This window comes from Uliginosibacterium sp. H1 (assembly GCF_036017065.1).
Classification (GTDB): Bacteria; Pseudomonadota; Gammaproteobacteria; order Burkholderiales; family Rhodocyclaceae; genus Uliginosibacterium.
Window position 1 is genome coordinate 1,387,900 of record NZ_JAYXHR010000002.1, and the last position, 13,843, is coordinate 1,401,742.

At 65.9% G+C, this 13,843-nt stretch carries 16 protein-coding genes; 6 read left to right on the forward strand and 10 right to left on the reverse strand.

Features of this window, described 5'->3' with window-relative positions; genetic code table 11:
• Nucleotides 1-53: 53 nt before the first annotated feature.
• The 8 genes from queE to ybgC form a co-directional block, all read right to left on the reverse strand.
• Nucleotides 54-734 carry a 7-carboxy-7-deazaguanine synthase QueE gene (gene queE / locus VVD47_RS15920; RefSeq protein WP_327604472.1) on the reverse strand — a complete coding sequence of 227 codons (681 nt, stop codon included), beginning with the start codon at nucleotides 732-734 and terminating at the stop codon, nucleotides 54-56.
• Entirely contained in the window at nucleotides 731-1,369 is a 639-nt protein-coding gene (ybgF, locus tag VVD47_RS15925; RefSeq protein WP_327604473.1) for a tol-pal system protein YbgF, read from the reverse strand. Before ybgF ends, queE begins: the two co-directional genes overlap by 4 nt.
• A gap of 134 nt (nucleotides 1,370-1,503) precedes the next feature.
• Nucleotides 1,504-2,043, reverse strand: a complete 540-nt coding sequence (gene pal / locus VVD47_RS15930; protein WP_327604474.1) for a peptidoglycan-associated lipoprotein Pal — start codon at nucleotides 2,041-2,043, stop codon at nucleotides 1,504-1,506.
• Nucleotides 2,044-2,115: 72 nt separating this feature from the next.
• Nucleotides 2,116-3,384 carry a Tol-Pal system beta propeller repeat protein TolB gene (gene tolB, locus VVD47_RS15935; RefSeq protein WP_327604475.1) on the reverse strand — a complete coding sequence of 423 codons (1,269 nt, stop codon included), beginning with the start codon at nucleotides 3,382-3,384 and terminating at the stop codon, nucleotides 2,116-2,118.
• Between the two features lie 17 nt (nucleotides 3,385-3,401).
• Complete coding sequence (locus tag VVD47_RS15940; RefSeq protein WP_327604476.1) at nucleotides 3,402-4,211, reverse strand: energy transducer TonB; 810 nt, start codon at nucleotides 4,209-4,211, stop codon at nucleotides 3,402-3,404.
• A gap of 6 nt (nucleotides 4,212-4,217) precedes the next feature.
• On the reverse strand, nucleotides 4,218-4,628 hold the full coding sequence (gene tolR, locus VVD47_RS15945) for a protein TolR (protein ID WP_327604477.1): 411 nt from the start codon (nucleotides 4,626-4,628) through the stop codon (nucleotides 4,218-4,220).
• A gap of 26 nt (nucleotides 4,629-4,654) precedes the next feature.
• Entirely contained in the window at nucleotides 4,655-5,332 is a 678-nt protein-coding gene (tolQ, locus tag VVD47_RS15950) for a protein TolQ (protein ID WP_327604478.1), read from the reverse strand.
• Nucleotides 5,329-5,859, reverse strand: a complete 531-nt coding sequence (ybgC, locus tag VVD47_RS15955; RefSeq protein WP_327604479.1) for a tol-pal system-associated acyl-CoA thioesterase — start codon at nucleotides 5,857-5,859, stop codon at nucleotides 5,329-5,331. Before ybgC ends, tolQ begins: the two co-directional genes overlap by 4 nt.
• Nucleotides 5,860-6,037: 178 nt before the next feature.
• On the opposite strand from ybgC, the gene dksA reads away from it, so the two are divergent.
• From dksA to VVD47_RS15980, 5 genes are all read left to right on the forward strand, one after another.
• Complete coding sequence (dksA, locus tag VVD47_RS15960) at nucleotides 6,038-6,445, forward strand: RNA polymerase-binding protein DksA (RefSeq protein ID WP_327604480.1); 408 nt, start codon at nucleotides 6,038-6,040, stop codon at nucleotides 6,443-6,445.
• Between the two features lie 237 nt (nucleotides 6,446-6,682).
• Nucleotides 6,683-7,870 carry a sulfate transporter gene (locus tag VVD47_RS15965; RefSeq protein ID WP_327604481.1) on the forward strand — a complete coding sequence of 396 codons (1,188 nt, stop codon included), beginning with the start codon at nucleotides 6,683-6,685 and terminating at the stop codon, nucleotides 7,868-7,870.
• A gap of 134 nt (nucleotides 7,871-8,004) precedes the next feature.
• A complete protein-coding gene (gene hslV / locus VVD47_RS15970) occupies nucleotides 8,005-8,541 on the forward strand; it encodes an ATP-dependent protease subunit HslV (RefSeq protein WP_327604482.1) in 537 nt (178 codons plus the stop codon).
• Nucleotides 8,542-8,587: 46 nt separating this feature from the next.
• Nucleotides 8,588-9,919 carry an ATP-dependent protease ATPase subunit HslU gene (gene hslU, locus VVD47_RS15975; protein ID WP_443080991.1) on the forward strand — a complete coding sequence of 444 codons (1,332 nt, stop codon included), beginning with the start codon at nucleotides 8,588-8,590 and terminating at the stop codon, nucleotides 9,917-9,919.
• Nucleotides 9,909-10,427: a GNAT family N-acetyltransferase gene (locus VVD47_RS15980; RefSeq protein ID WP_327604483.1), complete on the forward strand. Its 519-nt coding sequence runs from the start codon at nucleotides 9,909-9,911 to the stop codon at nucleotides 10,425-10,427. Before hslU ends, VVD47_RS15980 begins: the two co-directional genes overlap by 11 nt.
• Here the strand turns inward: VVD47_RS15980 and VVD47_RS15985 are convergent.
• On the reverse strand, nucleotides 10,422-10,772 hold the full coding sequence (locus VVD47_RS15985; protein ID WP_327604484.1) for a cupin domain-containing protein: 351 nt from the start codon (nucleotides 10,770-10,772) through the stop codon (nucleotides 10,422-10,424). The two genes, VVD47_RS15980 and VVD47_RS15985, sit on opposite strands and share 6 nt — an antisense overlap.
• Nucleotides 10,773-10,854: 82 nt before the next feature.
• On the opposite strand from VVD47_RS15985, the gene VVD47_RS15990 reads away from it, so the two are divergent.
• Nucleotides 10,855-12,783 carry an ABCB family ABC transporter ATP-binding protein/permease gene (locus tag VVD47_RS15990; RefSeq protein WP_327604485.1) on the forward strand — a complete coding sequence of 643 codons (1,929 nt, stop codon included), beginning with the start codon at nucleotides 10,855-10,857 and terminating at the stop codon, nucleotides 12,781-12,783.
• A gap of 52 nt (nucleotides 12,784-12,835) precedes the next feature.
• Here the strand turns inward: VVD47_RS15990 and dctP are convergent, their stop codons facing one another.
• Nucleotides 12,836-13,822: a TRAP transporter substrate-binding protein DctP gene (gene dctP / locus VVD47_RS15995; protein WP_327604486.1), complete on the reverse strand. Its 987-nt coding sequence runs from the start codon at nucleotides 13,820-13,822 to the stop codon at nucleotides 12,836-12,838.
• Between the last annotated feature and the right edge of the window lie 21 nt (nucleotides 13,823-13,843).

Genomic DNA, 13,843 nt, shown 5'->3' on the forward strand with positions numbered 1-13,843 from the left:
GGGCTGGAGGAGTTTCTGCGGACGGCGATGTCCGCGGGGTTTGGCAGGGGCGATTACACGCCGCGCATGTTGCCCCAGATCACCTTGTGCATCTGCAACTGCATGCGCACCGCCAGCTTGTCGCGCAGCACCCAGGCGGCCAGGTCCTGCGGGTTGAGCTCGCCCTGCACCGGTGACAGCAGTACCGGGCAACGCTCGGTGAGCCGGTGTTGCGCAATCACGTCACGCGCCCACAGGTAGTCCGCCTCGTCGGCGATCACCAGCTTCAGCTCGTCGCGGGCGTTCAGCAGCGGCACGTTTTCCCAGCGGTTCTTGTCCGCCTCGGCAGATCCCGGCGCCTTCAGGTCCATGATGCGCGACACGCGCGCATCCACGCCCGCGATGTCCAGCGCGCCACTGGTTTCCAGCGAGACGGAATAGCCGGCGTCGCACAGCGCGATGAGCAGGCCAAGACAATCGCGCTGGGCCAGCGGCTCGCCGCCGGTTACGCAGACATAGGGCGTGCCGTGGCGGGCGACCTCGGCGAGGATCTCGTCCAGCAGCATGTACTGGCCGCCGGTGAATGCGTACTCGGTATCGCACCAGCGGCAGCGCAGCGGGCAACCGGTCAGGCGGACGAACACCGTCGGCAGCCCTGCGCGGGAGGTTTCACCCTGCAGGGAAAAGAAGATCTCGGAGATGCGCAGCCGGATTGTCGCCGTCGGAGCGGCGGCCGCGCTTGCGGCGGTGTTCACTTCTTGCCGAGGCGGCTGCGGGCGGTCTTGGCCGCGTCGCTGTTCGGATACTTCGCCACCAGCGTTTCCAGCGTGGTGCGGGCGCCGCGCGTCTCCTTCAGTGCCTGCTGCGCGTCGGCCTGGCCGAGCAAGGCATCAGGCGCCAGCGGATCGTCCGGCCAGGTCTCTGCCATCTTCGCGTAGGTATCGCGGGCGGATGCGGAGTCCTTCAGTTGCGCATAGGTCGCAGCCAGCCAGAAATTCGCGCTGGGCAGGTAGCTGCTCTTGGGATAGTTGCGGATGAACGTCTTGAGGTTCACCGCGGCATCGATGTTCTTGCCGGCTTTCAGCGCGTTGAGCCCGGCCTCGTAGTCCTGGGCCTCGGTGCCCGCCACCGGGGCGGAGGCTGCCGGCGCTGCCGCAGGCGGCTGCGCGATGGTTTCCAGCTTGCGCAGACGGTTGTCGAGATCGACGTAGAAATCCTGCTGGCGTTTCTGGGTCTGGCCGATGTTGTTGGCCTGGACCTCCAGTTGCCCGCGGATGTTGGCAATCTCCTGGCGGATCGCCTCCAGCTGGTTCACCAGCGACAGCTGCGTGTTCAGGAGTGCTTCGAGTTTCTTGAGGCGTGCGTCCTGATCCTGCAGGCGGGTGTTCATGTCCTGCTGCAGGGACTCGATACGACGACGTGCCTCGTCATCATCAAACAGGCCCGCTTGCGCGGGCCCGTTCAAAGTTGCGAGGCAACACAAGGCGGCGATGGTCAGCCGCCGGATGTTGCGCTCATGCATGCTTACTTGCCTTGGTAGACGATGTCGGCGCGGCGGTTTTCAGCCCATGCCACTTCGTCGCTACCGGTGTTACGCGGCTTTTCCTTGCCGAAGCTGATCGTCTCGATCTGGCCGGCGGACACGCCTAGGGCGACCAGGCCAGCCTTGACGGCGTCAGCGCGCTTCTGGCCCAGAGCCAGGTTGTACTCGCTGGAGCCGCGCTCGTCGGCGTTGCCCTGAATCACGATCTTGTAGGACGGGTTCTTGGTCAGGAACAGCGCGTGGGTCACCACCAGCGGCTGGTAGTCTTCACTGACATCGAACTTGTCATAGGCGAAGAAGACGCTGCGCTTGGACAGCAGGCTCGCCGGGTTGTTGAGCTGGGACGGATCGTACGGATCAACCTTGGCAGCAGGAGCCGGAGCCGGCTTGGCAGCGGGCGCGGCCGGAGCGGCGGCGGGGGCCGGAGCGGCAGGGGCCGGGGCCGGCTTGGTCTCGGGCGTGCTGCTGCAAGCAGCCATGGTTGCGGCGGCGATCAGACTCAGGATCAGGTGACTGCGCATTGTGTTATCTCCCTCAATGTGATGAGTTTCGAGGCCAGGGACCACGCGGTCCCCTGAAGACGGCCCTGAATATTACCTGTTAAACGGACCCCATGCGGGCTCCCGTACATCGCCCTGTTGCTGGCTAAGGCGTTGTTTGATCTGGCCATCGCGTGAGCTGACGCTCAGTACGCCACGGCCGCCCGCATCGGTCGCGTACAGCAGGTATCGACCGTTCGGGGCAAAACTTGGGGATTCGTCTTTCGACGAAGTGGTGAGGATCTGCACCTGGCTGGTGGCGAGATCCTGCACGGCAAGCTGGAAGCCGCCGTCACCGCGGGTGATGACGGCCAGATACTTGCCGTCCGCTGAGATGCGCGGACTGACGTTGTAGTTCCCGCTGAAGGTGACGCGCTGGGCCGCTCCGCCGGAGACCGGCACCTTGTAGGTCTGCGGCTGGCCGCCGCGGTCGGACGTGAAGTAGATCGACTGGCCATCGGGGGCGAATACTGGCTCGGTGTCGATGCCCGGCGACTGCATGAGGCGGCGCAGGTTGCTGCCGTCCGCGTTCATGACATAGATCTGCGACAGGCCGTCCTTGGTCAGCACGACGGCGAGCTGGCGGCCATCCGGCGACCAGGCGGGTGCGGAATTGGAACCCTTGTAGTTGGCCACCACCGTGCGGCGCGCGGTGGCGAGGTCCATGACGTAGACGATCGGCTTCTTCAGCTCGAAGGACACGAAGGCCAGCTTGCTGCCATCCGGTGACCAGCGCGGAGAAATGATCGGCTCGCTGGAAATCAGCGCGTCCTGCGGGTTGAAGCCGTCGGCATCGGCGACCTGCAGGCGGTAGCGACCGCCGGCCTTCAGCACGTAAGCGATGCGCGTGGAGAAGATGCCGGGCTCGCCGAGCAGTTGCTCATAGACGATGTCGGCGATGCGGTGCGCGGTGGCGCGGCCGTACTCCGGTCGGAAATTGATCGACAGGCCGGTGAGGCGTGCCTGCTTGACGATGTCCACCAGCAGGAAGCGGGCGTCCAGCGAACCATCCGGGCGGCGTACGAGGCTGCCGTACAGCAGCGCGTCCGCACCACGGCCGCGCCAGCCTGCGTAATCCGGCGCGACATTTTCCGGCACCGGCTGCGGGCCTGCCTCGATGAGCTGGAACAGGCCGCTGCGGTTGAGGTCGGCGCGGATCACCTCGGTGAGGGACTGCGGGACCTGCGATTCGCCATCGAAGTTGGCAATGGCCACCGGGATGCGCTTGGCTCCTGCGCCGGAAATCTCGATGGTAAGTTGCGCCAGCGCCACGCCGGGCGCTACGAGCAGCAGGACGAAGAAACAGAGACGTCGGAAAATCATCGGCGGATTATATGTGGTCAGCAGCCATCGAGCGGATCGAAAACCAGCCTGAGTTGACGCTGGAAAACTTCCCCCTTCGGTGGCAGGGGCAGTGGGTTGGATTTGTCGATAGCCCGTTCTATGGCGGCATCCAGGGCCGCATTTCCGGAACTGCGACTTAGCCGTGGTTTGCCATTGAGCGAGCCGTCCGGCAGAAGTTCCAGTTCGAACTCAGCCTTGGGGCGTCCGCCTATGTTGCATAGCGTGGTGGGAATGTTGCCACGCACCTTGTTGCGGATCAGCGCTTCCCAGCCCGGCGCGCGCGAGCTCGATGCCGGTGTGTTGGACGTCGTGCGGGCCTGGTCGCGCTGCATCAGGTCTTCCATGCGGCGGCGTTCGCTGTCCCGTTCCATCAGCTGGCGCATGCGGTCGGTCGGGTCTGGCTCGGCCTTCTTCGGCTCCGGCTTGGGCTCGGGTTTCTTTGGCTCGGGCTTGGGCACCGGCTTGGGTTCCGGCTTCGGCTCGGGCTTTGGTTCAGGCTTCGGCTTGGGGGGGGGCTTGGGCGTCGGCAGCTCGATGTCCGGTTTGGCGGGGGGCGGTGGCTCCGGCGGCTGGGCGCGCGGCGGGGTGGGCGCCGGTGGCGGCTCTTCGCGCGGCGGAGGAGGGGGCGCCTGCACCGGTGGTGCCGCGACCGGGCGCACCAGTTCCACCTCGTAGGACTCGGCCGGGCGACGTTGCCACTGCACGCCGAAGAACAGCACGAAGGCCAGCAGGCCGTGGATCAGTACCGCGAGGGCGAGGGATGCGAACTTGCCGGGTTCTTCCGGCCGTTCGTATACATGGTTCATGCTCGTTTACTTGGCGGCCGGCTGTACCAGCAGGCCCACTTTCTGCACGTTGTTGCGCTGGAGCAGGTCCATGACCTTCATGACCGACTCATAGCGCACGCTCTTGGCGGCGGCGATGACGACGGGACGTTCCGGGTCGGCCGCCTGGGCCGTGCGCAGGGCGTCCACCAGCTCGCTCTCGTTCACGCGGCGGGCCGGCGTGTCGTTGCTGCGGTCGCGCAGCGACAGGTCGTTGTCGGCGCGGACCTCGATCTCCAGCGGTGGTTTCTTGACCTGCGAGGCCTTTGCCACGCTGGGCAGGTCCACCGTGCCGGTGGGCAGCATCGTGGCGGTCACCATGAAGATCACCAGCAGTACCAGCATGACGTCGATGTAAGGCACGACGTTGATCTGGTTCATCAGCTTGCGTTGCCGCATGGGCGTACTCCTTCCTCTGAGTCCGCTCAGCGCAACTGCCGCTGCAGGATGTTGGAGAACTCTTCCATGAAGCTCTCGAAGCGGATCGAGAGGCGGTCGATGTCGTGGGCGAAGCGGTTATAGGCCACCACCGCCGGGATGGCGGCGAACAGGCCGATGGCGGTGGCCACCAGTGCCTCTGCGATGCCCGGCGCCACGTGCGACAGCGTGGCCGAGCTCATGTTCGACAGGCCGCGGAAGGCATTCATGATCCCCCACACCGTGCCGAACAGGCCAACGTAGGGGCTGACCGAACCTACCGAGGCCAGGAAGGCGAGGTGCGCCTCCAGGTCGTCGATCTCGCGCTGGAACGTGGCGCGCATGGCGCGACGCGAGCCGTTGATGATGTCCGAGGCCTCCAGCCCCGGCTGGCCCCGCAGCTTGGAGAACTCGCGGTAGCCGGCGTCGAAGATGCGGGCCAGCGGCCCGGCGGCGGCGCGGTCGTTGCTGGTCATGCGCAGCAGGGCGGCGAGATCGCCACCGCTCCAGAAGGCGTGTTCGAACTCGGCGGTCCTGCCGCGCGCCTGACGGATCGCGAAACCCTTGCGGAAGATCCAGTACCAGGACATCACGGAGACGAGCAGCAGCATGCCCATCACCGCCTTCACGACGATGCTGGCCTCGGCGATCAGGCTCAGGATGGAAAGATCTTGGGTGATGTTCATGCAGGTTCCGTGGAGGTGTCGTTGTCGGAAGGGTTGTTGTCCGAAGGGCGCGGGAGGCGGGAGGGCAGCAGGTCCGCCAGGGCGGCAGGCAGGCGTCGCGGGCGCTTGCTGGTCATGTCGACACAGGCGATCGTCACTCGGCTGTCGAACAGCAGCGTTTCCCCGCGCCACACGCGTTGCCGGAAAACCAGGCTGGCGCGACCGCTGGCGGCGACCTCGCTTGCGACCCGTAGCCAGTCATCGAGTTCCGCGCCGCGAAGGTAGTCGGCTTCCATCCGCGTCACCACGAAAGCCAGTCCTTCGCTGGCGAACATCGCCTGCTGGGAAAAGCCGAGTGCGCGCAGCCATTCGGTGCGGGCGCGCTCGCAGAAACGTAGGTAGTTTGCGTAATACACCACCCCGGCCGCGTCGGTATCCTCGTAATAGACCCTCAACAACAGGTCTGCAGGATGGGAGATGGTGGCCGCTGACGGCCCGGAAGGCTCAGGAATGGGCGCGGGCGTGTCGTAAGTATCGGTCAGGCTCACGTGGGTATTGTACCTTTGCGTACCCGAAGCTGGCGCCGGGCTCGCCACTCTGCCCGTTCCGTCGTCGTCGGCCACTGTGATTCTTGGCGAAGCTGGGGCAGAATGCCGGGTCTTGGCGCAGCCGCCCGCCCGTAGGTGGTTGCAGGAAACTCACTGATTTGAGATGGGAGACGTGTCCATGTCGCTGACCGAAGCCAAGCTTTTGGCCATGCCGGAAGACGCCTACATGAATGAGCAGCAACTGGCTTTCTTCCGCGAGCGCCTGCTGGCCATGCGCGACGAATTGCAGCGCAAAGTCGACGAAACCGTCGAGCACATGCGCGAGCAGGAAGCCGTGGCCGATCCGGCCGACCGCGCTACCGTCGAAGAAGAGCACGCTCTGGAGCTGCGCACCCGTGACCGCGAGCGCAAGCTGCTGAAGAAGATCGATCAGGCGCTGGCCCGTATCACGGAGTCGTCCTACGGCTACTGCGAGGAAACCGGCGAGCCGATCGGCCTGGCCCGCCTCCTCGCGCGTCCCACCGCGACGCTGTCGGTGGAAGCACAGTCGCGTCGCGAGCGCATGCAGAAGCTGTACGCCGACTGATTGTTGTCCGCTGCCTGGCCAGTCGGTCGGGCAGCAACCGGCATCGCGGTAGCCGACCGCTGTGCCTTGGTGCGCGCTACGGGCCATTCCTGACTGTGCGCCGCGCTTGATCGGATTTAAACTTGCTGCAGTGCGGAATCGAACCGGCCAGCCGGAACGCTGTCCGAACGACTTCACCCGATCAGCCGACCTGGCCGTGCGCCGCGGTCAGGTGCACTTTCCTGGATCTCTCCTGAGATGGTTTTATCGTCCTTCTTTGGCAAGAAGCCTTCCGGCAACGATCGGGATGCGGATGCACGCGGTAAAGGCGATCACGCCGACCAGCGGCTGGAAACCACGTCCACGCTGGAGTTCACCCATCTCGGCGATGGCCGCGCGTTGCAGGTCGCGGCGGGCAAGATCCATGTTTCCGAAGGCAACTCCAACGACAGCGCGGCGGTGGAAGAGGCAGCCATCCTGTTTGCCAATGCCAGCGACGATGGCGCCTGTGCGGTGCTTGAGGCCGCCATCGACGCTTCCGGTGGCCACGCCTCGGAAGTGCTGTGGCAGATGCTCTTCGACCTCTACCGCCTGACCGGCAACCGCCAGCCCTTCGAGGAACGCGGCGTGGCCTTCGCCCAGCAGTACGAGATGTCGCCACCGGTGTGGGACCAGGATCAACCGGTCGCCAAGGGCCCCAGCAAGGACGCCGGGCCGTCGGTGAACCTCACCGGCACGCTGTCCGGCAACGCCAGGACCCAGTTCGACCAGCTCGTGCGCATCGGCGCCAAGTCCGGCAAGTTGCGGGTGGATCTCGGCAAGCTCAAGGGCGTCGACGACACCGGCGCGCAATTGCTGGCCGAAACGCTGGCCAGCCTCAAGCGCCAGAAGGTCGCCGTCGTCTTGCTCGGCGCCCGGCATGCGCTGGGCCTGGTGCTGCCCAAGCTGAAGGTGGGCGAGCGCGAAGGCCGGGATTACTGGCTTCTGGCGCTGGACCTGCTGCAGCAACTGGGAGACGAGGCGGCGTTCGAAGACATGGCGGTGAACTTCGCCGTCAGCTTCGAGGAGTCGCCGCCCTCCTATGAACCGCCCGTGGTGGTCGCACCCGAGCCGGACCCGGCCGTGGAAACGGGCGGGCTCAGCCTCGTGCCGATCGAAGAGGAGGGCGACCGCTTCGTGCTGGAGGGCGAAGTCGGTGGCGCCCAGCCGGAGGCGCTGCGCAAGCTGGCGGTGTTCGCCTCGCAGCGCACCCGTATCGAGATCGATGCCAAGCGTTTGCGTCGCCTTGAGTTCGTGAGCGCCGGCGGCCTGTTCAATCAGCTCGCCCAGCTGCAGGGACAAGGCAAGCTGACCGTGATCTACCACCCGAATGCGATGGTGGCGGCGCTGATGCGCGTCATGGGCATCGACCAGGTGGCGCAGATCGAAGCCCGCAAGCAGGGCTGAGCCAGCCTCCTCCGGCGTGCCATACGCGCGCATGTCGCGCGGGCGGCTTGAAATCCGCCGCACTGCCTCCATCTCTCTGAACTCGCGCCGGCTTTCAATGGTCGGCCACAGTGTTCCTTTCCGGAGAGTCCCTCATGGAGCAGTACCACGGCACTACCATCCTCTCCGTCCGCCGCGGCAACATCGTCGCCCTGGGCGGTGACGGCCAGGTCACGCTGGGCAACATCGTCGTCAAGGCCAGTGCGCGCAAGGTGCGCCGCCTGTACCAGGAACGCATCCTCGCCGGTTTTGCCGGCGGTACGGCGGACGCCTTCACCCTCTTCGAACGTTTCGAAGGCAAGCTGGAAAAGCACCAGGGTCACCTGCTGCGCAGCGCGGTCGAACTCGCCAAGGACTGGCGTACCGACCGCATGTTGCGGCGCCTGGAGGCGATGCTGGCGGTGGCCGATCGCGATCATTCGCTGATCATCACCGGCAACGGTGACGTGCTGGAACCCGAGCAGGGCATCGTCGCCATCGGCAGCGGTGGCGCGTACGCGCAGGCGGCGGCCAAGGCGCTCATCGACAACACCGAGCTGGCGCCGGCCGATGTGGTCAAGAAGGCGCTGAGCATCGCCGGCGACCTGTGCATCTACACCAACCAGAGCCACACCATCGAAACCCTGGACTGAGTGCCGCGGCCTGCCCGGCGCTCGTCCCTCGCATTACGGAACCAGCATGAACATGACGCCCGCGGAGATCGTCTCCGAACTCGACAAGCACATCGTCGGCCAGCATCAGGCCAAGCGCGCGGTGGCTATCGCGCTGCGCAACCGCTGGCGCCGTGCGCAGGTGGCCGAGCCGCTGCGCACCGAGATCACCCCGAAGAACATCCTGATGATCGGCCCCACCGGCGTGGGCAAGACGGAGATCGCGCGCCGCCTCGCCAGGCTGGCGAACGCTCCCTTCATCAAGGTGGAGGCCACCAAGTTCACCGAGGTCGGTTACGTCGGCCGGGATGTCGACACCATCATCCGCGACCTTGCCGAAGTGGCGGTGAAGGATGCCCGCGCGCAGGCGACGCGCCGTGTGCGTGACCGCGCCATGGACGCCGCCGAGGACCGTATCCTCGATGTGCTGCTACCGCCTGCGCGCCCCGTGGGTTTCGCCGCGGCGGAGCCGAGCAGCGACGATTCCGCCACCCGGCAGAAATTCCGCAAGAAACTGCGCGAGGGCGAACTCGACGACAAGGAGGTCGAGATCGAACTGGCGTTGCCCGCCATGAATGCCGAGATCATGACGCCGCCCGGCATGGAGGACCTCGGCCAGCAACTGCAGGGCATGTTCCAGAACCTCGGCCAGGGCCGCAAGAAGTCGCGCAAGCTGAAGATCGCCGAGGCGCTGAAGCTGCTGGCGGAAGAAGAGGCCGGCCGCCTCGTCAACGATGAGGAGATCAAGGCCGAAGCGATCACCGCGGTGGAGCAGAACGGCATCGTCTTCATCGACGAGATCGACAAGGTGACGACCCGCTCCGACTCCCACGGTGCCGACGTGTCGCGACAGGGCGTGCAGCGCGACTTGCTGCCGCTGGTAGAAGGAACGACGGTCAGCACCAAGTACGGCATGGTGCGCACCGATCACATCCTGTTCATCGCCAGCGGGGCCTTCCATCTGGCGCGTCCATCGGACCTCATCCCGGAACTGCAGGGGCGTTTCCCGATCCGTGTCGAACTCGATTCGCTGTCGGTGGACGACTTCGAGCGCATCCTCACCAGCACGGACGCCTGCCTGACGCGCCAGTACGAGGCACTGATCGGCACCGATGGCGTGAAGCTCGATTTCCGCCCGGAAGGTGTGCGTCGCCTCGCCGAGATCGCCTTCCAGGTGAACGAGAAGACCGAGAACATCGGTGCGCGCCGCCTCTACACCGTGATGGAGAAGTTGCTGGAGGAGATCGCCTTCGATGCCGGGCAACCGGGGCTTGGCACGGTGCAGATCGATGCGGCCTACGTCGATGGTCGCCTGGGCGTGCTGGCCGAGAAGGAAGACCTGGCGCGCTATGTCCTCTGAGTTTGACGAGGCTGTCGAGCCGACAGGGCCGGATGGCGTGACCCTGCGCGACTATCGTCCGGCGGACGCCGCGTCGCTGGCCGCGATCTACCGGCAGGCCGTGCAGGTTACCGCCGCGGCCGCCTACGATGCGACGCAGACCGCAGCATGGGCGCGGTTTGCCGAGGACGAGGTTGCTTTCGCCACGACGCTCGGCGAAGGCTGGGTGCGGGTTGCTGAGGATGCCGACGGCATCTGCGGATTTGCGCAGGTCAACCTGCCGGGGCACCTGCACCTGCTGTACGTCGCGCCGCGTGCCGGCCGCCGTGGCGTGGCGACCGCGCTGCTGGAGGATTGCTACTTCCTGGCGGCGGCGATGGGCGCGGCGGTGATGACCGTGGATGCCAGCCTTGTCGCGCAACCGATGCTGCTGAAGCTGGGCTTCGTGGTGAAGGCGGAGGAGCAGGTGGAGCGCGAGGGCGTGAGTTTCCGGCGCTTCCGCATGGAGAAGCGGCTGCCGCAGTTATGAGTCGGGTGCCGTCGCCTCCGGCGTGACGTGCAGCGCCAGCCAGACGGTGTCGCGCCCGGTGCGCGCGACGCGGTGGCGACAGCCGGCGGGAATCGTCACATGGTCGCCGGCGCGCAGCGCGAGCACCTTGCCATCGTCGAAAGCCAGTTCCGCTTCACCCTGGACAAGCAGGACCCATTCGTCGTCGGCCTGCTCGTACCAGAAGCCGGGCGGGCTGGCGTGAAGGTGCGAGACAATCCGCTCCAGCCGCAGGCCGGGCCGCGCCAGCAGGGTGTCGAAATGCTCTTCGGAGCCGGGGGCAGGTAGCGGCGAAACCAGATTGCCGGTTCGTGTCGGTGGGCGCATGCGCAGATGCTACGCCGTTCGCCACGGCCGGGTTGGTTGCCGGGCAGGCCTGAAGAACAACAGCAGAAAGAACATCCCGAACATGCGCCGCGCTTCACCGTTGCCCGCAGCCGCCACCGGCGAGCTGCACGCCTGGGCCACCATCAAGTCCCTGCTGCCCTACCTGTGGGCCTGGCGCGGCCGGGTGTCGCTGGCGCTGGTGTGCCTGATTGCTGCCAAGGTGGCGAACGTCAGCGTGCCCATCGTCTTCAAGCACGTCATCGACAGCCTCGGCGTCACGCGGGAGCAGGCGCTCATCATGGTGCCGGCGGCACTGCTGCTGATCTACGGCGTGCTGCGCTTCTCCACCTCGGCCTTCACAGAGTTGCGCGAGATCCTGTTCGCGCGGGTGACGCAGCAGGCGGTACGCAACATCTCGCTGGAGGTGTTCCGCCACCTGCACGCACTGTCGCTGCGCTTCCACCTGGAGCGGCAGACGGGTGGGCTGACGCGTGACATCGAGCGCGGCACGCGCAGCATCGGCACGCTGATCAGCTACACGCTGTACAGCATCCTGCCGACGCTGGTGGAGATCGCGCTGGTCGTCGGCATCCTGCTGAAGAACTACGACGTGCGCTTCGCGCTGATCACCGCGGTGACGCTCACGTTCTACATCGTGTTCACGGTGGTCGTGACCAACTGGCGCACGGCGCTGCGCCGGCAGGCCAACGAACTGGATTCGGCGGCCAACTCGCGGGCCATCGACAGCCTGCTGAACTACGAGACGGTCAAGTACTTCAACAACGAAGGCTTCGAGGCGCGGCGCTACGACGAGCAGCTCCACCGCTACATCGACGCGCAGATCCGCAACCAGTATTCGCTGTCGGCACTCAACACCGGGCAGGCGCTGATCATCGCGCTGGGCGTCACCGCCATGATGTGGCTGGCAGCCGATGGCGTGGCACGCGGCAGCATGAGCATCGGCGACATCGTGCTGGTCAACGCCTTCATGATCCAGCTCTACATCCCGCTGAACTTCCTCGGCGTGCTGTATCGCGAGATCCGCCAGTCGCTGACCGACATCGAACGCATGTTCGGCCTGCTGCATACCGAGCGCGAAGTCGCGGATTCGCCCGATGCGGTGGCGTTGCCGGCGGGCGCCGCCACCCTGAGCTTCGACGCGGTGGACTTCGCCTACGATCCGCGCCGGCCCGTGCTGGAAGGGGTGAGCTTCAGCGTGCCGCCGGGCAGCACCGTGGCGGTGGTCGGCCAGTCCGGCGCCGGCAAGTCCACGCTGGCGCGCTTGATCTACCGCTTCTACGACGTGAGCGGCGGGGCGGTACGCATCAACGGGCAGGACATCCGCGGGCTCACCCAGGACAGCCTGCGCAGGGCGGTCGGCATCGTGCCGCAGGACACCGTGCTGTTCAACGACAGCATCTACTACAACATCCTCTACGGCCGCCCGGAGGCGGGCCGCGAGGAAGTGGAGGCCGCGGCGCGTGCGGCGCAACTGGATGGCTTCATCGCGCGCCTGCCGGATGGTTACGACACCAAGGTGGGTGAGCGCGGCCTCAAGCTCTCCGGTGGCGAGAAGCAACGCGTGGCGATTGCGCGCGCCTTGCTGAAGAATCCGCCGATCCTGATCTTCGACGAAGCGACGTCGGCACTGGATTCGCATACCGAGAAGGCCATCCAGGCCCAGCTGGAGGCCGCCGCGCGCGGTCGCACGGCGCTGGTGATTGCGCACCGGCTGTCGACCGTGATGCACGCCGACGAAATCCTCGTGATGGAAGCCGGGCGCATCATCGAGCGCGGGACGCACGATGCACTGGTGATGGCGGGCGGCGCCTACGCACGCCTGTGGACCTTGCAGCAGCGCGAGGAGGCTGCCGAGGCAGCAAGCGGAACGGGTCCAGAAGCAGGCGCCGAAAGAGGCGTGGAAACAAGCGCAGGAACAGACGCAGGAACAGACGCAGGAACAGACGCAGGAACAGACGCAGGAACAAGCGAAGAAAAAGTGCGCACATAAACAAAAACGGCGCCTCGAGGCGCCGTTTTCACGGGACTGCCATGCGCCAGCGTCAGGGCGCGGCTTTGGACGGCGACTGCGTGACGATGCGGAACATGAGCGCCGTGGATGCCTCGTTGGCCACCACCGGTGCGTAGGTGGTCTTCATACGCGACACGAAGTTCAGCGGGTTCTTCAGCTCGTAGAACTTAACGCCCTGCTTCTCCAGCGCGGTCTTGGCCGCCGCTTCCTTCTCGGCGCGCAGGCGGCGCATGTGGGTGGCCGACTCTTTCGCAGCGGCCTGGAAGGCCTCGCGGTCTGCTGCGTCCAGCGCCTTCCAGCGTTGCGTCGAGACCACGATGGCCTCGGGCAGCACGTTGTGGTGGCTGAAGATGTAGTTGGGCGCTTCCTTGTAATGGTTCGAGATCAGGTACGACACGATGTCGTTCTCGGCCATGTCCAGTTCGTTGGCGTCCAGCGCGGCCTGCACCTTGTCGTAGGCCAGCGTGCTGGGTTGCGCGCCCAGGCCCTTGACCATGTTGATCATGGACTCGCGGTTGGCGACACGGATGCGCTTGCCTTCGAACTCCGAGGCGTACTGCGGGGCCTTGCCGCGGGCGTAGAAGGAGCGCGAGCCGCCGTTGTACCAGGCCAGCACGGTGAAGCCCTTGGCTTCCAGCGACTTGCGCAGGCTGTCGCCGATCTCGCCGTCCAGCACCTGCATCATGTGGTTCTGGTCGCGGAACAGGAAGGGCAGGGACATCACTTCCATTTCCGGCACCGCTTCGGCCAGGCCGGCGTTGCTGATGATGGCGAGGTCCAGCTCACCCTTCTTGAACTTCGGCAGGACTTCCTTCTGGTTGCCGAGGTCCTGGCGCCACAGCACCTGGCCGCTGTACTTGTTGTTGGTCTTCTGCTGCAGGACCTGGAAGAAGTGGATCAGGCCCTGGTGGTTGGGGTACTCGTTGTTTTCCAGCACCCAGCCCTTGAGCGGGGTCGCGGCATGGGCGGCGTGGATGCCGAGGCAGAGCAGCAGGGCGGCGGTAAGCAGGCGTCGCATGTGTGGGATCTCCATTGTCTG

Coding starts and splice junctions, on each gene's coding strand:
- ybgF (WP_327604473.1), bottom strand. CDS start 1,369: ATGAACACCCGCCTGCAGGATCAGGACGCACGCCTCAAGAAACTCGAA.
- tolQ (WP_327604478.1), bottom strand. CDS start 5,332: ATGAACATCACCCAAGATCTTTCCATCCTGAGCCTGATCGCCGAGGCC.
- pal (WP_327604474.1), bottom strand. CDS start 2,043: ATGCGCAGTCACCTGATCCTGAGTCTGATCGCCGCCGCAACCATGGCT.
- VVD47_RS15990 (WP_327604485.1), top strand. CDS start 10,855: ATGCGCCGCGCTTCACCGTTGCCCGCAGCCGCCACCGGCGAGCTGCAC.
- VVD47_RS15965 (WP_327604481.1), top strand. CDS start 6,683: ATGGTTTTATCGTCCTTCTTTGGCAAGAAGCCTTCCGGCAACGATCGG.
- VVD47_RS15980 (WP_327604483.1), top strand. CDS start 9,909: ATGTCCTCTGAGTTTGACGAGGCTGTCGAGCCGACAGGGCCGGATGGC.
- hslU (WP_443080991.1), top strand. CDS start 8,588: ATGAACATGACGCCCGCGGAGATCGTCTCCGAACTCGACAAGCACATC.
- tolB (WP_327604475.1), bottom strand. CDS start 3,384: ATGATTTTCCGACGTCTCTGTTTCTTCGTCCTGCTGCTCGTAGCGCCC.
- VVD47_RS15985 (WP_327604484.1), bottom strand. CDS start 10,772: ATGCGCCCACCGACACGAACCGGCAATCTGGTTTCGCCGCTACCTGCC.
- dksA (WP_327604480.1), top strand. CDS start 6,038: ATGTCGCTGACCGAAGCCAAGCTTTTGGCCATGCCGGAAGACGCCTAC.
- dctP (WP_327604486.1), bottom strand. CDS start 13,822: ATGCGACGCCTGCTTACCGCCGCCCTGCTGCTCTGCCTCGGCATCCAC.
- hslV (WP_327604482.1), top strand. CDS start 8,005: ATGGAGCAGTACCACGGCACTACCATCCTCTCCGTCCGCCGCGGCAAC.
- tolR (WP_327604477.1), bottom strand. CDS start 4,628: ATGCGGCAACGCAAGCTGATGAACCAGATCAACGTCGTGCCTTACATC.
- VVD47_RS15940 (WP_327604476.1), bottom strand. CDS start 4,211: ATGAACCATGTATACGAACGGCCGGAAGAACCCGGCAAGTTCGCATCC.